Genomic DNA, 18,537 nt, shown 5'->3' with positions numbered 1-18,537 from the left:
GAGGCGGACACCGTCTCCGAAGCCCTGCCCCCGGCTCTGCCTGTGTCCTCGCCGTTGCCCTTGCCGACCGTGCCCTCGGCACCCTCGGCACCCTCGGCGGCCGACCCGCTCGACCACCTCGATCCCTACGCCGCCGCCCAGGCCGCGGCCACCGAGAACCTGATCCGCTGCTGGGCCCGCGAGGCCGACGCGCCCGCCCCCGACGACGGCTTCCTCCGGGTGCCCCTCCCCGCCTGCGGTACGGCCCTGGCCGTTCCCGTCCTCTACTGGTCCCCGACCGGCCGACACCGCTTCGGCCCCCCACGGCTGACCGGTGCGCCCGCCTCGGCGCCGCCCGTGGACGCGGTCACCCTCGCCGCGCTGCTCGTACGCGAGACGGCCGGCCCCCTGGGGCCCGACGGTCCCGACCTCGTCGCGCGCGTCGCCGACTCCGTCCGCCGCACCGCCGTATTCCTCCGCGACCGTGCGGAACGACCCGTGGACGGCCCGGGCGGTCACCCCGACGGTCCGGGGAACCGCGGCGGACCCGACCTCTTCCTCGCCGCCGAACAGGCGCTTCTCCTCGGACACCCGCTGCACCCCACCCCGAAGAGCCGTGAGGGTCTCACCGAGGCGGAAGCCCACCGGTACTCACCGGAGCTGCGCGGCTCCTTCCCCCTGCACTGGCTGGCCGTCTCCCCCTCCGTACTCGCCGCCGGCTCGGCCTGGACCGAGCGCGGCCGCCCGGTCCCGGCGGCCGAGCTCACCGCGCGCCTCGCCGCGGACGGGCCGGCGCCACCGGACGGGCACGCCCTTCTGCCCCTGCACCCCTGGCAGTTCCGCGCGCTGCTGCACCGACCGGACATGACCGCACTGCTGGACACCGGTCTGGTCAGGGACCTCGGCGCACAGGGTCCGGCGTGGCACCCCACGTCCTCCGTGCGCACCGTCCACCGCACGGGCGCCCCCGCCATGCTCAAGCTCTCGCTGGCCCTGCACATCACCAACTCGCGGCGGGAGAACCTCCGCAAGGAACTCCACCGCGGCGTCGAGGTCCACCGGCTGCTGCGCCGCGGCCTCGCGCGCCGGTGGCAGGCGGCCCACCCGGGCTTCGACATCGTCCGCGACCCGGCCTGGCTCGCCGTCGACGGACCGGACGGCACGCCCCTGCGAGGGCTCGACGTCGTCGTCCGGCACAACCCCTTCCGGCCTTCGGACGACGTCTCCTGCGTGGCCGCTCTCGTCGCGCCGCGGCTGCGCACCCGGGCGGCGGAGGGGCCCGCTGGGCACGACGGGTCCGTGACCGGCGTGTCCGGACACACCGCGCGCTCCCGGCTGGCAGAGGTCGTCACCCGGCTCGCCGGGCGGACCGGCCGACCGCGCGGAGCCGTCGCCGTCGAGTGGTTCCTGCGCTACCTCCACCACGTCGTACGTCCCGTCCTGTGGCTGGACGCCCGCGCGGGGATCGCCCTGGAGGCGCACCAGCAGAACACGCTCGTCCTGCTGGACGCGGACGGCTGGCCCTCGGGCGGCCGCTACCGCGACAACCAGGGCTACTACTTCCGCGAGTCCCGCCGGGCGGAACTCGACGCCCGGCTGCCCGGGATCGGTGAACACAGCGACACGTTCGTGGCCGACGACGTCACCGACGAGCGCTTCGCCTACTACCTCGCCGTCAACAACGTGTTCGGTCTCATCGGCGCCTTCGGCTCCCAGGGGCTCGCCGACGAAGGAACACTGCTGGCGGCCTTCCGCCGCTTCCTGGGCGAGCTGGTCTCGGGCCCCGCCCCACTGGGCGGTCCGCTCCCCGCGTACCTCCTCGACTCGCCGGCGCTGCGCTGCAAGGCGAACCTGCTGACCCGGCTGCACGGCCTCGACGAACTCGTCGGCCCGGTGGACACCCAGTCCGTCTACGTCACCATCGCCAACCCCCTGCGCGCCTGAGCGGGCCGCCCTCCCCGAAGGAGCGACACTGTGAATGCCACCGACGCGAGCGCCGACGACACCCTGGACCTGCACCTGCCGGAAGAGTTCGTCGCTCTCTTCCGCAGCGCGGGGAACGACCCCGCACAGGCGGCTGCGGCACGCGCGCGTGAGGATCTCCTCGACCGACTCGCCGACTGGGGGCCGAGCGTCACCCCCGTCGGCGTGTTCCACCTGGTGCCCGTCGATGTCGAACGGGATGCCGCGCTCATCGCCCGCTGGATGAACGATCCCGCCGTCGCCGCGTACTGGGAACTGACCGGACCGCAGAGCGTGACCGCCGACCATCTACGGGCTCAGCTGGCCGGGGACGGACGCAGCGTCCCGTGCGTCGGGATGCTGGACGGAGCGCCGATGAGCTACTGGGAGATCTACCGGGCCGACCTCGACCCGCTGGCCCGGTATTGCCCGGTCCGGCCGCACGACACCGGTGTCCACCTGCTGATCGGCGACGACGCCGACCGCGGGCGGGGCATCGGAACCGAGCTGATCAGGACCGTCGCCGAACTCGTCCTCGCGGGGCGCCCCGCCTGCACGCGCGTGCTCGCCGAACCCGACGTCCGCAACACGTCGTCCGTCGCGGCGTTCCTCGGCGCCGGGTTCCGGTTGGCGGCCGAGGTGGACCTGCCCGCCAAGCGGGCCGCCCTCATGGTCCGCGAGCGGACGGCGCGGGAGTCTCCGTGACGCGCGGCGCACGTCGCCGTCTCCCGCCCCGTTCGCCGGCCGCCCGTCCAGGAGCCACTCTTGCCCCGCCAGTCCGCGCAGTGCCGTCTGTCTCTCCTGTGCCGCCTGTCTCTGCAGTCCCGCCGATCCCTGGGATCCCGCATGCCCCTGCGGTCCCGCATGCCTCTGCGGTCCCCACGGTCCCCACGGCCCCCGCAGTCCCGGAACCCGTCGCTCCCGCCCCTCGAAACGTCACTTCCGCCCCTCGCACCCGCCTTGCCGACCCGTTTGTCAGTCCTGGGCCGTAGGGTGGTCGCGCTATGACGAAGCCCTCACTCCCCGAACTCCTGCACGCCGCCGTCACCGCCGTCGGCGGCACGGAGCGTCCCGGCCAGGTGGCCATGGCCGAAGCCGTCGAGGAAGCCATCGACGGCGGCTCCCATCTGCTGGTCCAGGCCGGCACCGGCACCGGAAAGTCGCTGGGTTACCTGGTGCCCGCGCTGGCGCACGGGGAGCGGGTGGTCGTGGCCACGGCGACCCTGGCCCTGCAGCGGCAGCTGGTCGAGCGGGACCTGCCCCGCACGGTCGACGCGCTCCACCCGCAGCTGCGTCGCCGCCCGGAGTTCGCGATGCTCAAGGGCAGGTCGAACTATCTGTGCCTGCACCGGCTGCACGAGGGCGTCCCGCAGGACGAGGAGGAGGGCCTCTTCGACCAGTTCGAGGCCGCCGCCCCCACCAGCAAGCTGGGCCAGGACCTGCTGCGTATGCGTGACTGGGCCGACGAGACCGAGACCGGCGACCGCGACGATCTCACGCCGGGCGTCTCCGACCGTGCCTGGTCGCAGGTGTCGGTGTCCTCCCGGGAGTGCCTGGGCGCCTCGAAGTGCGCCTACGGCGCCGAGTGCTTCGCCGAGACGGCCCGCGAGCGGGCCAAGCTCTCGGAGGTCGTCGTCACCAACCACGCCCTGCTCGCGATCGACGCCATCGAGGGCGCGCCCGTCCTGCCGCAGCACGAGGTGCTGATCGTCGACGAGGCGCACGAGCTGGTCTCCCGGGTCACCGGGGTCGCCACCGGCGAGCTGACCCCAGGCCAGGTCAACCGTGCGGTGCGCCGCGCCGCGAAGCTGGTCAACGAGAAGGCCGCCGACCAGCTCCAGACCGCCGCCGAGGGCTTCGAGCGGCTGATGGAGCTGGCGCTGCCGGGCCGCCTCGAGGAGATTCCGGAAGACCTGGGCTACGCACTGATGGCGCTGCGGGATGCCTGCCGTACGGTCATCTCGGCCATCGGGACCACCCGCGACAAGTCCGTGCAGGACGAGGACGCGGTCCGCAAGCAGGCTCTGGCCTCCGTGGAGTCCGTGCACGACGTGGCGGAGCGGATCACGAACGGCTCCGAGTGGGACGTCGTCTGGTACGAGCGCCACGACCGGTTCGGCGCCTCGCTGCGGGTCGCTCCGATGTCCGTCTCGGGGCTGCTGCGGGAGAAGCTCTTCACCGACCGCTCGGTGGTCCTGACCTCCGCGACCCTGAAGCTGGGCGGCGACTTCAACGGCGTCGGCGCGTCGCTGGGTCTCGCCCCCGAGGGCACCGAGGGCGACGACGTGCCCCAGTGGAAGGGCGTCGACGTGGGTTCCCCCTTCGACTACCGCAAGCAGGGCATCCTCTACGTCGCCAAGCACCTGGCCCGCCCCGCGCGGGACGGCGACCGCGGCGACATGCTCGACGAGCTGACCGAGCTGATCCAGGCGGCGGGCGGTCGCACGCTGGGGCTGTTCTCCTCGATGCGCGCGGCCCAGCTGGCCGCCGAGGAGCTGCGCTCGCGGATCCCGGAGTACCCGATCCTCCTCCAGGGCGAGGAGACCCTCGGCGAGCTGATCAAGAACTTCGCCGCCGACCCGCGGACCTGCCTCTTCGGCACGTTGTCGCTGTGGCAGGGCGTCGACGTCCCAGGGCCGAGCTGTCAGCTGGTCGTCATGGACAAGATCCCGTTCCCGCGTCCGGACGACCCGCTCATGAGCGCCCGCCAGAAGGCGGTGGAGGAGGCCGGAGGCAACGGCTTCATGGCGGTCGCCGCCACCCACGCCGCGCTGCTGATGGCCCAGGGCGCGGGCCGGCTCGTCCGGGCGTCCGGCGACCGCGGGGTGGTCGCCGTGCTGGATCAGCGGCTGGCGACGGCCCGGTACGGGAGCTATCTGAAGGCGTCCCTGCCCCACTTCTGGTTCACCACGGACCGCAACCAGGTCCGCAAGTCGCTCGCCGCGATCGACGCGAAGGCGAAGCAGACCGAGGGCGCCGGGCCGGGTGAGGGCGCACAGCACGCCGAAGCCGCAGGACAGGCCGAAGCCGCGGGGCAGACGGAGGGCGACTGAGCGGGCGGTCCGTGCGCCGGGCCGCCGGTCCCCGCACAGCGCGGGGCCCCGGAACCGGCGCAGAGGTTCCGGGGCCCGGTCGGGTCGGCGGGGCGCTGTCGCGCGTCCCCGCCCGCCGTGGCGCTCAGACGCGGCGCAGTACGGCCACCACCTTGCCGAGGATGGTCGCGTCGTCACCGGGGATCGGCTCGTAGGCCGAGTTGTGCGGGAGGAGCCAGACGTGGCCGTCCTCGCGCTTGAAGCGCTTGACGGTGGCCTCGCCGTCGAGCATCGCGGCCACGATGTCGCCGTTCTCGGCGACCGGCTGGCGGCGGACCGTGACCCAGTCGCCGTCGCAGATCGCGGCCTCGATCATCGAGTCGCCGACGACCTTCAGGACGAACAGCTCACCGTCACCGACCAGCTGGCGGGGGAGCGGGAAGACGTCCTCGACGGACTCCTCGGCGAGGATCGGTCCACCGGCGGCGATGCGCCCGACGAGCGGCACGTACGACGCGGCCGGCTTTCCGGCGGTGTCCGTGGGCTGCACCGAGGCGGCCTGGTCGGAGCCGCGCACCTCGTAGGCGCGCGGGCGGTGCGGGTCCCGGCGCAGGAAGCCCTTGCGCTCCAGTGCCATCAGCTGGTGCGCCACGGACGAGGTGCTGGAGAGGCCCACGGCCTGGCCGATCTCCCGCATCGACGGCGGGTACCCACGCCGCTGCACCGAGTCGCGGATGACCTCGATCACCCGGCGCTGGCGGTCGGTGAGTCCCGAGCTGTCCGCCCGGATGCCGGGAGGTCGCCCCGGCAGGGAGCGCTTGTGCCCCTCGGGATTCGCGGCGTCGCTCATCGCGTGCACCGGCTCAGGTCGGCCCTGGGGGCGTTCCTGGGCAGTGATGGTGGCACTGTCGGCGGTGGTGGTCACGTCGGCCCCTCTCGATGGTCTCCCTGCTGCACAACGGTAGTAGCTTTCGAAAGGTTGCGCCAAACACACGTTCGAGTGAAAAAACGCGAATCTCTCGTCCGTATTGCATGTCTGGGTGTATGGCTACCGTGGCGCCTGGCGGACAAAAGGGCTTATTGCTGTACTCTTCACCGCCGTGGTGACAACCTCCGGGATGTCGCTCCAGTCTGCCATCCGGCATCCCGTTCGACAGGGCGGGTCTCCCATCTGTTGCGGTAGTCCCACGTCCCCTCCCCGCGGTGCCCACGGTATCTCCGCATGCTTCCGGGCGATACGGCCGTGCGGGTGCCTGTGTGTGCCTGCATGCGCCTGTGCATGCGCCTCGCGGCCGCGCGCGGGGGCGCGGCGCGCCTTCGCGGCCTGAGGGGGCACGTACGCACAGGCGCGACACGCGTGCACGGCGTGTATGTATGAGCCAATCCCCACATCTAGTGGTTGGATTGCATCAGCAGCCCACAAGTTGTGGTCCCCCGGGTCTTCGAGCCCGCCGCGATCGCCTATGCTGGGGGCTGCTTCGAGGGGCCTGGAGGGCCTTTCGAGGCTGTTGAGTCTGCTGTGAGGAGGGTTCGGAGTCCATGCACTGCCCCTTCTGCAGGCACCCCGACAGCCGTGTCGTCGACAGCCGTACGACCGACGACGGCACGTCGATCCGCAGGCGCCGCCAGTGCCCTGACTGCTCCCGTCGGTTCACGACCGTGGAGACGTGCTCGCTCATGGTGGTGAAGCGGTCCGGGGTCACCGAACCGTTCAGCCGCACCAAGGTGATCAACGGGGTGCGCAAGGCCTGTCAGGGCCGTCCCGTCACCGAGGACGCGCTCGCGCAGCTCGGCCAGCGGGTCGAAGAGGCGGTGCGGGCCACCGGAAGCGCCGAGCTGACCACCCACGACGTGGGGCTGGCCATCCTCGGCCCGTTGCAGGAACTCGACCTCGTCGCCTATCTGCGATTCGCCTCGGTCTACCGGGCGTTCGACTCGCTCGAGGACTTCGAGGCCGCGATCGCGGAACTGAGGGAGACGACGGGGCGCCCCGGCGGAGACGACGGCACCGGCGCGGGGAGCCAGGAGAACGACCGCGGGTCCACGGGGGCAGGACAGGTCCCCGAGCCCGCAGGCGCCGCCGACTGACCGGCGGGCCGGACCCGGACTTCGGCGCCCGGGCCCGGCCGGACGGCGGCGACCAGAGACCTGTTGCGGGCGCAGCGAGAGATGCCCGCAACACCAGACAGAACACCGTGCCCACGGGAACAATCGGGGCACTTCAGGGCGTTTTCGCCCGTACAGGGAGGCGGCATGACAGAGACGGCGAGCGGTCCGGCACGGAGTTCCCGCGCCAAGGGCACCAAGGCGGGCAAGGGACTCCGCGTCGAGCGCGTCCACACCACTCCCGGCGTCCACCCCTACGACGAGGTGGCCTGGGAGCGTCGTGACGTCGTCATGACCAACTGGCGCGACGGCTCGGTCAACTTCGAGCAGCGTGGCGTCGAGTTCCCCGAGTTCTGGTCGGTGAACGCGGTCAACATCGTCACCAGCAAGTACTTCCGGGGTGCCGTGGGCACTCCGCAGCGCGAGGTGAGCCTGAAGCAGCTCATCGACCGCATCGTGAAGACGTACCGGAAGGCTGGCGAGGACAACAAGTACTTCGCCTCGCCCGCCGACGCCGAGATCTTCGAGCACGAGCTGGCCTACGCCCTCCTGCACCAGATCTTCAGCTTCAACAGCCCGGTGTGGTTCAACGTCGGCACGCCCCAGCCGCAGCAGGTCTCCGCCTGCTTCATCCTGTCCGTCGACGACTCCATGGAGTCGATCCTCGACTGGTACAAGGAAGAGGGCATGATCTTCAAGGGCGGCTCCGGCGCCGGCCTGAACCTCTCCCGGATCCGCTCCTCCAAGGAACTGCTCTCCTCCGGCGGCAACGCCTCGGGACCGGTCTCCTTCATGCGCGGCGCCGACGCCTCCGCCGGCACCATCAAGTCCGGCGGCGCCACCCGCCGCGCGGCCAAGATGGTCATCCTCGACGTCGACCACCCCGACATCGAGGACTTCATCCAGACCAAGGTGAAGGAAGAGGAGAAGATCCGCGCCCTGCGCGACGCGGGCTTCGACATGGACCTGGGCGGCGACGACATCACGTCCGTCCAGTACCAGAACGCCAACAACTCGGTCCGCGTGAACGACACGTTCATGAAGGCCGTGCAGGACGGCGGCAAGTTCGGCCTGACGTCCCGCATGACCGGCGAGGTCATCGAGGAGGTCGACGCCAAGGCGCTCTTCCGCAAGATGGCCGAGGCCGCCTGGGCCTGCGCCGACCCCGGCATCCAGTACGACGACACCATCAACGCCTGGCACACCTGCCCCGAGTCCGGCCGCATCAACGGCTCGAACCCGTGCAGCGAGTACATGCACCTGGACAACACGTCCTGCAACCTCGCCTCGCTGAACCTGATGAAGTTCCTGAAGGACGACGGCAAGGGCAACCAGTCCTTCGACGCCGAGCGCTTCTCGAAGGTCGTCGAGCTGGTCATCACCGCGATGGACATCTCCATCTGCTTCGCGGACTTCCCGACCCAGAAGATCGGCGAGAACACCCGCGCCTTCCGCCAGCTCGGCATCGGCTACGCCAACCTCGGCGCCCTGCTGATGGCGACCGGCCACGCCTACGACTCCGACGGCGGCCGCGCCCTGGCCGGTGCCATCACCTCCCTGATGACCGGCACGTCGTACCGGCGCTCCGCCGAGCTCGCCGCGATCGTCGGCCCGTACGACGGCTACGCCCGCAACGCCAAGCCGCACCTGCGGGTCATGAAGCAGCACTCCGACGAGAACGCCAAGGCCGTCCGCATGGACGACCTCGACACGCCGATCTGGGCCGCCGCAACGGAGGCCTGGCAGGACGTGCTCCGCCTCGGCGAGAAGAATGGCTTCCGCAACGCCCAGGCGTCCGTCATCGCCCCGACCGGCACCATCGGTCTCGCGATGTCCTGCGACACCACCGGCCTCGAACCCGACCTCGCCCTGGTCAAGTTCAAGAAGCTGGTCGGCGGCGGCTCGATGCAGATCGTCAACGGCACCGTCCCGCAGGCCCTGCGCCGCCTGGGCTACCAGGAGGAGCAGATCGAGGCGATCGTCGCCCACATCGCCGAGCACGGCAACGTGGTCGACGCGCCCGGTCTCGCGCACGAGCACTACGAGGTGTTCGACTGCGCGATGGGCGAGCGCTCCATCTCCGCGATGGGCCACGTCCGCATGATGGCCGCCATCCAGCCGTGGATCTCCGGCGCCCTGTCCAAGACGGTCAACCTGCCGGAGTCGGCGACCGTCGAGGATGTCGAGGAGGTCTACTTCGAGGCCTGGAAGATGGGCGTCAAGGCGCTCGCCATCTACCGCGACAACTGCAAGGTCGGTCAGCCCCTCTCCGCCAAGACCAAGTCGGCCAAGGACGCGGAGAAGGCGGAGATCACCGAGAAGACCGAGGCGGCCATCCGCGAGACGGTCGAGAAGGTCGTCGAGTACCGCCCGGTCCGCAAGCGCCTCCCGAAGGGACGTCCCGGCATCACCACGTCCTTCACCGTCGGCGGCGCCGAGGGCTACATGACCGCCAATTCCTACCCGGACGACGGTCTCGGCGAGGTCTTCCTGAAGATGTCCAAGCAGGGTTCGACCCTCGCGGGCATGATGGACGCCTTCTCCATCGCGGTCTCCGTCGGCCTCCAGTACGGCGTGCCGCTGGAGACGTACGTCTCGAAGTTCACCAACATGCGCTTCGAGCCGGCCGGCATGACGGACGACCCGGACGTGCGGATGGCGCAGTCGATCGTCGACTACATCTTCCGCCGCCTGGCCCTGGACTTCCTGCCCTTCGAGACGCGCTCCGCGCTCGGCATCCACTCCGCCGAGGAGCGCCAGCGCCACCTGGAGACCGGCTCGTACGAGCCGTCCGACGACGAGATGGACGTCGAGGGCCTGGCCCAGTCGGCGCCGCTCGCCCAGGAGCTGAAGGCCGTCGCCACGCCGAAGGCCGAGGCCGAGGCCGCCAAGCCCGCTCCGCAGCAGGCGCACACCAGCGCCGAGCTGGTGGAGATGCAGCTGGGCATCCAGGCCGACGCCCCGCTGTGCTTCTCCTGCGGCACGAAGATGCAGCGCGCCGGATCCTGCTACATCTGCGAGGGCTGCGGCTCGACCAGCGGTTGCAGCTGAGTAGCCGTTCGTAGTCGCTCATGAGTAAGGGGCGCCCGCCATGGCGGGCGCCCCTTACTCACGCCAGTGCGCTCAATGCCCGTGTCCCCCGCGCTCGTGTCCCCCCGCGCCCGTGTGCCCTCAGGGGCGCCGCGCCGCGCCCATCGCACGGGTGAACGTCGCGGGATCCCCCTCGAACCCGTGCACGCCGGCCCGGAACCCCCACGCCCCCGTCTCGTCCCGGACGAACTCCGCGACCGTCGCCGCGGTGGCGCCCGGGACGCCGCCGAAGTCCTCCGTGGCCAGGTCCGTGTACCCCTCACGGATGCGCAGCCCCGGGTTGGCCACATCGCCGAACGTCCGGTCCTCGGTGCGCTGCTGAATGGCGACGCCCACCACCACGCGCGCGTACCGGGGGTCGAGCCGCTCCAGCTCCAACGTCATGACCTCGTCGAAACCGAAGCCCTTGCCGTCCTTGCTGTCCCGGTTGAGATAGATCGTGCCGTCCGGTGAACGGCTGTCGAAGTGCACCACATAGGCGGCAGTTCCGTACGGATCGTCGGCCGGATAGGTCCCGGCGACGAGGTCCAGGTCGGCGGCCGGCTGTCCCGCCGGACTCGGGTCCCACCGCAGCGCGACCTCGACCTTGCGCATGCCCTTGCTGAGGCCGTTCACAGACTTCCCCTTCCCAGGTCCCCCGCCCTGCCCGGCCATCCGAACTGCCGGACGGTGACGGCCGGTTGTCCATCCTGCCACGCACCGGGACGGGGGCGCGGCAAAGCGGTCCTGCGGAGAGTGACCGGTGCCACGTTCCCTGGCCTTACCATGGCGCGGTGCTGGTCAAGTGGATTCGCTGCACCGTGGTGGACCGCCGCGGTTTCGAACGGGGGCAGCGGAAGTGGGCGGGGCTTCCGGGGGAGCCGGGTTTTCGGGGACAGGGGGGTGGCTGGAGCCGGGGGCGGCCGGACGTGGCGCACGTCTTCGCCTTCTGGGAGAGCCGTGCCTTCTACGACTCCTTCATGGCCCGCTCCCACGACAGGCTGGCCTCGGCCCAGGTGGGCACCTTCAAGGACGCCCAGGTCAGGCTCTTCGACTACCGGTTCGACGTGAAGACCGGCTTCGAGCCGCGCTTCACCGACGCCGACCTGCTGCGGGTGGCGCTGTGCCGGGTCCACGAGGAGCGGGCCGAGCACTACGTCCTCATGCAGGAGAAGGTCTGGAACCCGGCGATGGCCGGCTCGCCAGGAATGATCCGCGGCCTGTTCGGCGAGGCCCCGGGAAACGGGTACAACGAGTACCTCGTGCTGTCCATGTGGCTGTCGGCCGCCGAGCACGGAAAGTACCGCACCGAGCGAGTGGAGCGGCTCGCCCTGCGCGCCCAGACGGAGGCCGACATCGCGGCCCTGACGGGCGACATCGTGCAGTTGGAACCCTCCTGGACCGTTTGAGACCCGGACCCGCCCGACTTCGCCCAGGTGTGGAAACTGTGTGACGTACGCCGTACGGGGCCGCCCGAGTGCTTGGTTCCGGCCGTCTCGATCTAGGGTTCTGGCATGGCACGACCACGGCGCATCGTTCTTGTCCGGCACGGAGAGTCGACCGGCAACGTCGATGACACCGTGTACGAGCGCGAACCCGACCACGCGCTGGCCCTCACCGACCGGGGCCGGGCAGAGGCCGAGGAGACCGGCAAGGGGCTGCGCGAGGTGTTCGGCCGCGAGCGGATCAGCGTGTACGTCTCCCCGTACCGCCGCACCCACGAGACACTCCGCGCCTTCCACCTCGACCCGGACCTCGTACGGATACGCGAGGAGCCCCGGCTGCGCGAGCAGGACTGGGGCAACTGGCAGGACCGCGACGACGTACGGCTGCAGAAGGCCTACCGCGACGCCTACGGGCACTTCTTCTACCGCTTCGCCCAGGGCGAGTCCGGCGCCGACGTGTACGACCGGGTCGGCGGCTTCCTGGAGAGCCTGTTCCGCAGCTTCGAGGACCCCGACCACCCCCCGAACGTGCTGCTGGTGACTCACGGGCTCGCCATGCGGCTGTTCTGCATGAGGTGGTTCCACTGGACGGTCGCGGAGTTCGAGTCGCTGTCCAACCCAGGGAACGCCGAGATGCGGATGCTCGTTCTCGGTGAGGACGGCAAGTACACCCTTGACCGGCCCTTCGAACGCTGGCGAGATCCGGAACCGTACGGGATCACCGGATAGAGTGGCAGGGCGATGACCGCTCAATCTTCTCCTGACGGGCGCCTGGACCGCGCCCTTTCCAGCCTGCGCGGACTGTCGGTGGGGGACGCGCTGGGCTCACAGTTCTTCGTTCCCGCCCACTATCCGCTGCTCAAGCGCCGCGAGCTGCCGCCCGGCACCTGGCAGTGGACGGACGACACGGAAATGGCTTGTTCCGTGGTCTCCGTCCTGGCCGCCCACCACCGCATCGACCAGGACGAGCTGGCGCTCTCCTTCGCCCGGCACCACGACTTCGACCGGGGGTACGGCCCTGCCGTCAACCGCCTGCTGCGGCTGGTCCGGGAGGGCGGCGACTGGCGCGAGCTGGCCGCTGCGCTGTTCAACGGCCAGGGGTCCTGGGGCAACGGCGCCGCCATGCGCATCGCGCCGCTGGGTGCCTGGTACGCGGACGATCCTGAACAGGCGACCCACCAGGCGGAGATCTCCGCCTACCCGACGCATCAGCACCGTGAGGCGGTGGTGGGCGCCATGGCCATCGCGGCGGCCGCGGCGCTGGCCGCGGATCCGGCCGGCCCACCTCGTGCGCACGCGCTCCTCGACGGGGTGATCGCGCTGGTACCGAAGAGCGCGGTGGGCGCCGGACTGCGCCGCGCCCGGGACATGCTCGACTACGGCGACGCGGCCACGGTCGCGGCGGTCCTGGGCTGCGGTCGGCGGACGACCGCACATGACACGGTCCCCTTCGCCCTCTGGTCCGCGGCCCGCGCCCTCGGGGAGTACGAGACCGCGTTCTGGACGACCGCCCAGGTCGGCGGTGACGTGGACACGACCTGCGCCATCGTGGGCGGGGTGGTCGCGGCCGGCAAGGCGGGGGCGCCCCCGGCCGAGTGGGCGAGACGGGTCGAGGCGCTGCCCGCCTGGATGACGGCTTCGGTCTGAAAAGCCCCGCGCGGCAACTCTCCGTATATGACGGGAACTCTCCGTGACTGCCCGCGCGTTGTCATGACAACCGCTGTACGGGGCATCGGCCCCGGACGAGCCGGAAGGTCATGTGGAGGTGGGGCATGGAGGCGCTGTCGGTGTTCGTCGCGCTGCTGTCCCTGCTGCTGTCCGTTGTCCCGCCCCGCCGACTGAGCACTCGGGCGACCGCGAACCGGCGGGGCGGATCCCGGCGGGCGTGTGGGACGCCCGCCGGTGGCACCCGCCCGGCCCGCGGTGCCGTGCGGTCAGCCCATCCCCGGACCGGCGGAGCCGGACAGGGCCTCCAGGTCGCTCTTCCGTACCCGGATCACCAGCCACGCCGTGGCCAGGGCGAGTACGGCCATGGCGGCGGCCGGGATGAAGGCGGCCGAGATGCCCTGTGCCAGCACGTCGTGCGACCAAGGGGCGGGCAGCTGGTGCGTCTGGGCGAACTCGGCCTTCTGCTCCGGCGAACCGTTGGTGAGGAAGTCCGGCACCTGCTTCTCCGCCTCGTCCCTGCTGGCCGTGCCGAAGACCGTCGTCAGGATGGCGAGACCGATCGATCCACCCACCTGTTGCATCGCGTTGAGCAGCCCCGACGCCGCACCCGCCTCGTGCTGGGCGACCCCGGAGACCGCGGTCAGCGTCAGCGTCACGAAGTTCAGCCCCATGCCGAAGCCGAAGATCAGCATCGGCCCCAGGACGCCGCCGACATAGGAGCTGTCGGCGCTGATGAGGGCCTGCCAGCCGAGTCCGATCGCCGCGAGCGTCGAGCCCACGATCATGAAAGGCTTCGGGCCGAAGACGGGAAGGAAGCGCTGCGACAGGCCCGCACCGAGCGCGATCACGACCGTGACCGGCAGGAAGGCCAGACCGGCCTCGATGGGGGTGTAGCCGAGCACGTTCTGCACGAACAGGACGATGTAGAAGAACATGCCGAACATCGCCGCGGCCAGACTCAGCATGATCACGTACGTGCCGGAGCGGTTGCGGTCGGCGAACATCTTCAGCGGCGTGATCGGTTCCTTGGCCCGCTGCTCGACGAGGACGAAGGCCAGCAGCAGGACCGCGGCGGCCGCGAAGGAGCCGATGGTCAGGTTGTCCCGCCAGCCCTCGTCCGCGGCCCGGATGAAGCCGTAGACGAGAGACGCCATGCCCGCGGTGGAGGTCACGGCGCCGACTATGTCGAAGCGGCCGGAGTGCCGTTCGGACTCGCTGATGTAGAGCGGCGCGAGCACGGCGATCAGCACACCGATCGGCACGTTGACGAAGAGCACCCAGCGCCAGTCGAGCCACTCGGTGAGCATGCCGCCCGCCAGCAGGCCGATGGCGCCGCCACCTGCGGAGACGGCGGCGAAGACGCCGAAGGCCCGGTTGCGTTCCGGTCCCTCGGGGAAGGTGGTCGTTATGAGGGCCAGCGACGTGGGCGACGCGATCGCGCCTCCCATGCCTTGCAGGACGCGCGCCGCCAGCAGCTGCCAGGGTTCCTGGGCGAAGCCGCCGAGCAGCGAGGCGAAGGTGAACAGCAGGATGCCGGTCATGAAGACCCGGCGCCTGCCGAGAATGTCGCCGGCTCGGCCGCCGAGCAGAAGCAGGCCGCCGAAGGTGAGTGTGTACGCGCTGACGACCCAGGTGAGGTCGGTGGTGCTGAACTCGAGCGCGTTTTGAATGTGCGGGAGCGCGATGTTCACAATCGTCGCGTCGAGTACGACCATGAGTTGGCAGGCCGCGATGACGGCGAGTGCGATGCCGGGGTGCCCCTCCCGGCGGGCCGCTCCCGGCTTCTGGTCTTTGATCAGAGAAGAGGTTGTCACTATGTGTCCCCCACGAATCACTTAGTGAACGCTCGCGTTCACTGTTGCTTCAACGTTAGTGACCCGGCGACAGTGAACGCAACCGTTCACTTGTCGAGTCGTCGCGCGTCCGGTCCCCCGTTGCGGCCGCGCGAGGCGCGCCTTGTCCCCGAATACCCTTTTTCACCGCTTTTTGGAGACCTCCGACATGGTTGCTTCGCACTGGGTGGCCGCCTCCGCCCAGACGCCCTCCCGTCGGCGTGGCGCGGTCCTGGAACGCGCCATCCTCGAGGCCGCGCTGGACCAGCTCGGCACCGTGGGCTGGAACGGCCTGACGATGGAGGGCGTGGCCGCGAGCGCGCAGACCGGCAAGGCGGCCGTCTACCGGCGCTGGCCGTCCAAGGAGGACCTCGTCGCGGACGCGCTGCGGTCCGGGCTGCCGGACTTCGACACGGTCCCCGACCTCGGAAGCGTGCGCGAGGACCTGCTGGAGCTGTGCCGCAGGGCGCGGGACGCGATGTTCTCCCGGCCCGGATCCGCACTGCGTTCGGTGATTTACGAATGCGACACCATGCAGGCCGAGCGCTTCCATGCGGTGATCATCAAGGGGGTGGTGGAGCCGACCCTCACGATGATCTGCGAGGTCATCAACCGCGGAATGGAGCGGGGAGAGGTCCGCCGCGACGCGGCCAACGGATACGTCTTCGACGCCATCCCGGCGATGATGATGTATCGCTCAAAGATTTGTGCAAGTGAATGGACGGACCGCGAGCTCGAGGAACTGATCGACCAGTTGATGGTCCCGCTGCTGCGGCCCGACGGCCCCTGATCCGGCCCGGCGGGGACGCCGGTCCCGTTTGGGCAACCGGGGTGTCGCCCGGGGATCGCAGCGGCGTAGGCTAGAGGCGCCATGCCGTACGAACCACCTACTCACACCGTCGAGCGCTCTCTTCGCGCCACGACCGGAGCGAAGATCATTGCCGGTGTCGACGAGGTGGGGCGGGGCGCGTGGGCCGGTCCCGTCACCGTCTGTGCCGCGATCACCGGACTGCGCCGGCCGCCGGTCGGCCTGACCGACTCCAAGCTGCTCACCATCAAGCGACGCACCGAACTCGAGGTGGAGTTGCGGACCTGGGTCACGTCCTACGCCCTGGGGCACGCCTCTCCGGAGGAGATCGACGCGCTGGGCATGACGGCCGCGCTGCGACTGGCGGCGGTGCGGGCCCTGGAGACCCTGCCGGTCCGTCCCGAAGCCGTCATCCTCGACGGCAAGCACGACTATCTCGGGGCCCCTTGGCGGGTTCGTACGGTGATCAAGGGTGACCAGTCCTGCGTCGCCGTCGCGGCGGCCTCGGTGCTCGCCAAGGTCCAGCGCGACAAAATGATGGCCGAACTGGGTGTCGACCATGCAGACTTCGGTTTTGCGGACAACGCCGGGTATCCGTCGCCCGTGCACAAGGCCGCACTGGAGGAACGGGGCCCCACCCCGCACCACCGGTTGTCGTGGGCGTATCTTGATGCGCTGCCCCAGTGGCGGCACCTCAAGAAGGTCCGCAGTTGGGTGGACGGAAGCGTTCCGGAAATCGAGGGTCAGCTCGGCTTCGATTTCTGACGGTTCCGCTCGCAGGCATGTGCCACCCGCCGACGCGAGCCGCACCAACGTTTGATAAACATCAGCTCATGCCTCTCATTCCCGAGGAGCCTCAGATTCACGAGAAGGCCCAGGGTCCCCGCGCCACTCCGGCCAGTGGCCGCACCGCGCCGACCCCCCGCCCCGTACCCGGCCCCCGTCCCGCGGCACCGCCGCGCCCCGGCCGTCCCGGCCCGGTGCGGCCGGCACCGCCGGCGCAACGCGCGTCGCGCGACACGGCCGCGGCCGAACCCGGATCCGCGGGTCCGGCCGCTCCGGCCGCGACCCCGGTCGCTCCGCAGATCCAGTTGATCCCGGCCACGCCCGACGGCGCGCTCGACGCCGCCGAAGAGGCTGTGGACCTGCTGCTGGACTCGGGTCGTACCCCCGGTGACGTGCTGGTGGTCACCACCGGCGACCCCCACCCGTGGGCGGCCCACGAACTGTCCTTCGGCGACGCCGCCTACTGGGCGCAGCACGACGCGGGCGACGACGTCTTCTACGCGGACGCCGCCGTCGCGGACCGTGCCGCGTCGCGGGCCGTGGTCGTGGTCGCGCTCAACGGCGGCCCCGAGGCCGCCGCCGTCACCGCCCTGACCGCGGCCCACTCGCGGGCCGGCGCCCTGCTGATCGTCTGCGGTGACCCGCAGCGGATCAACTCGGTGCTGGGCGCGGGCGTCTGAGCCCGTTCCGCCGAGCGCGGCGACCGTCGGTGTGACACAGGGAGCGCCGGGCCGGAGCCCCGTACGGTGGCGGCGTCGGCGGCCCGCGTGCCCCCGGCGTCCTTCCGCGCGGTACCGGCTCGGGCCGACGGGGGAACCCGTGGGTGTGACCGGCCGACGGGGCACGGGCGACGTACGGGTGCTGCCGGGGTTCGGGCGCAGGCCGGACCAGGACCACCGGCCGCGCGGCGACCGGGGCACGGGCGGCCCGTGTCACCGCTCGGGTGGGCCCGTAGGGGTTCCCGAGCCCGCCGCTGCGGTGGCGCTCAGCGAGCCGCGGCGCGGCGCAGTACGTCCGAGGCGACACCGCCGGTGCGTGGTGGCGGGGGCGGCGCCTCCGCCGTGGCGAAGGGCTCCGGCACCGACGCCGCGTTGGGCCGGCGCCCGCCGCGCCCCTCGCCGAGCACCTGCCAGCCGTCCCGGGTCAGCGTGATGTACGCGCCGCAGCGCAGCCCGTGCAGCGTGCACGCGTCCCGCAGTCCCCACATCCACGCGCCGTCCTCCTGCGTCCAACGCGCGTCGCCCTCACGGCAGTAGAGCAGTACGGCGGTGCGCACCGGCGTGCGGCGCCGCAGATCGTGCGGGATGACGCGGCGCAGCTGGGAGAGCAGCGCGTTGCGGAACATCCATCCGTCGGCGGGGGAGCGGCGGCTGGTGAACGAGGCGCTGGCGCGCAGTCGTTCGTCCGGGTCGAGCACGGCCACGACCGCCGTCGCCGGTTCGGGGCGGTGTCGCGAGTGCAGCCCGCTGACGACCTCCCGAGGATTGCGCAGCAGCGGGATCCCGGCGGCGGCCCACTCCGCCGGTTCGAGCATACGGGTGGCGGAAACGGCGGACGACGAAAACGAGGCCGCCGAGGACGGAGCGAATCCGAAGGTCACGTTCCTCCCTTCGGCTACGCGCCCACACTGCGGGCAGGGTCGGATTCGGGGAGCGCGCACCGCAGCGAAGCCCTGCCGGATCACGGAAGGGCCGTGCGGGGAGCGGACTTCAATTCTTCCTGTCGAACTGGGATGCGGCAACGAGCAATTGAGACCGAGGCCCTATATCGGCTGATGTGCGTTCTATATCCCTACCCGGAGTGCCGCCGGGCGACGCATGGGACGCGGCACGCGCTACGGCCCGCTGCGG

The 18,537-nt window shown here is 71.0% G+C and carries 15 protein-coding genes; 11 read left to right on the top strand and 4 right to left on the bottom strand.

The features are described from left to right. Positions 1-69: 69 nt before the first annotated feature. The 3 genes from ABS735_RS27925 to ABS735_RS27915 all read left to right on the top strand — a co-directional run bounded on the left by ABS735_RS27925 (position 70) and on the right by ABS735_RS27915 (position 4,994). On the top strand, positions 70-1,923 hold the full coding sequence (locus tag ABS735_RS27925; protein WP_373903491.1) for an IucA/IucC family protein: 1,854 nt from the start codon (positions 70-72) through the stop codon (positions 1,921-1,923). 30 nt (positions 1,924-1,953) lie between these two features. Beyond that, complete coding sequence (locus ABS735_RS27920; RefSeq protein WP_373903492.1) at positions 1,954-2,646, top strand: GNAT family N-acetyltransferase; 693 nt, start codon at positions 1,954-1,956, stop codon at positions 2,644-2,646. Between the two features lie 299 nt (positions 2,647-2,945). After that, positions 2,946-4,994 (top strand): ATP-dependent DNA helicase, encoded by a 2,049-nt coding sequence (locus ABS735_RS27915; RefSeq protein ID WP_373903493.1) that lies wholly within the window; start codon positions 2,946-2,948, stop codon positions 4,992-4,994. A gap of 124 nt (positions 4,995-5,118) precedes the next feature. Here the strand turns inward: ABS735_RS27915 and lexA are convergent, their stop codons facing one another. Beyond that, positions 5,119-5,898: a transcriptional repressor LexA gene (gene lexA / locus ABS735_RS27910; protein ID WP_003973219.1), complete on the bottom strand. Its 780-nt coding sequence runs from the start codon at positions 5,896-5,898 to the stop codon at positions 5,119-5,121. A gap of 614 nt (positions 5,899-6,512) precedes the next feature. Between lexA and nrdR the strand changes: the two genes are divergently transcribed. Then, positions 6,513-7,061 (top strand): transcriptional regulator NrdR, encoded by a 549-nt coding sequence (gene nrdR, locus ABS735_RS27905; protein ID WP_373903494.1) that lies wholly within the window; start codon positions 6,513-6,515, stop codon positions 7,059-7,061. 165 nt (positions 7,062-7,226) lie between these two features. Then, the gene (locus ABS735_RS27900) at positions 7,227-10,130 is read left to right on the top strand and encodes a vitamin B12-dependent ribonucleotide reductase (protein ID WP_373903495.1); all 2,904 of its coding nucleotides are present in this window, start codon (positions 7,227-7,229) and stop codon (positions 10,128-10,130) included. 120 nt (positions 10,131-10,250) lie between these two features. On the opposite strand, the gene ABS735_RS27895 is transcribed toward ABS735_RS27900, so the two are convergent. Continuing rightward, positions 10,251-10,784 carry a TerD family protein gene (locus ABS735_RS27895; RefSeq protein ID WP_373903496.1) on the bottom strand — a complete coding sequence of 178 codons (534 nt, stop codon included), beginning with the start codon at positions 10,782-10,784 and terminating at the stop codon, positions 10,251-10,253. Positions 10,785-10,942: 158 nt separating this feature from the next. Between ABS735_RS27895 and ABS735_RS27890 the strand changes: the two genes are divergently transcribed. The 3 genes from ABS735_RS27890 to ABS735_RS27880 all read left to right on the top strand — a co-directional run bounded on the left by ABS735_RS27890 (position 10,943) and on the right by ABS735_RS27880 (position 13,240). Beyond that, positions 10,943-11,557, top strand: coding sequence for a YdbC family protein (locus tag ABS735_RS27890; RefSeq protein WP_373903497.1), 615 nt, complete (start codon positions 10,943-10,945; stop codon positions 11,555-11,557). A gap of 105 nt (positions 11,558-11,662) precedes the next feature. After that, positions 11,663-12,322 (top strand): histidine phosphatase family protein, encoded by a 660-nt coding sequence (locus tag ABS735_RS27885; protein WP_373903498.1) that lies wholly within the window; start codon positions 11,663-11,665, stop codon positions 12,320-12,322. 12 nt (positions 12,323-12,334) lie between these two features. Next, positions 12,335-13,240, top strand: a complete 906-nt coding sequence (locus tag ABS735_RS27880) for an ADP-ribosylglycohydrolase family protein (RefSeq protein ID WP_373903499.1) — start codon at positions 12,335-12,337, stop codon at positions 13,238-13,240. 287 nt (positions 13,241-13,527) lie between these two features. On the opposite strand, the gene ABS735_RS27875 is transcribed toward ABS735_RS27880, so the two are convergent. After that, complete coding sequence (locus ABS735_RS27875) at positions 13,528-15,075, bottom strand: MFS transporter (protein ID WP_373903500.1); 1,548 nt, start codon at positions 15,073-15,075, stop codon at positions 13,528-13,530. Between the two features lie 187 nt (positions 15,076-15,262). On the opposite strand from ABS735_RS27875, the gene ABS735_RS27870 reads away from it, so the two are divergent. The 3 genes from ABS735_RS27870 (at position 15,263) to ABS735_RS27860 (ending at position 17,367) form a co-directional block, all read left to right on the top strand. Continuing rightward, complete coding sequence (locus ABS735_RS27870) at positions 15,263-15,883, top strand: TetR/AcrR family transcriptional regulator (protein WP_373903501.1); 621 nt, start codon at positions 15,263-15,265, stop codon at positions 15,881-15,883. 81 nt (positions 15,884-15,964) lie between these two features. Then, entirely contained in the window at positions 15,965-16,666 is a 702-nt protein-coding gene (locus tag ABS735_RS27865) for a ribonuclease HII (RefSeq protein ID WP_373903502.1), read from the top strand. Between the two features lie 68 nt (positions 16,667-16,734). Continuing rightward, on the top strand, positions 16,735-17,367 hold the full coding sequence (locus tag ABS735_RS27860; protein ID WP_373903503.1) for a hypothetical protein: 633 nt from the start codon (positions 16,735-16,737) through the stop codon (positions 17,365-17,367). 305 nt (positions 17,368-17,672) lie between these two features. On the opposite strand, the gene ABS735_RS27855 is transcribed toward ABS735_RS27860, so the two are convergent. Further along, positions 17,673-18,287, bottom strand: a complete 615-nt coding sequence (locus ABS735_RS27855) for a hypothetical protein (RefSeq protein ID WP_061442161.1) — start codon at positions 18,285-18,287, stop codon at positions 17,673-17,675. Between the last annotated feature and the right edge of the window lie 250 nt (positions 18,288-18,537).

The sequence above is a fragment of the Streptomyces sp. MMCC 100 genome, assembly GCF_041538145.2.
GTDB lineage: Bacteria > Actinomycetota > Actinomycetes > Streptomycetales > Streptomycetaceae > Streptomyces.
Note: the sequence above shows the minus strand (reverse complement) of the source record. Positions and strands in the feature narration are given on the sequence as shown.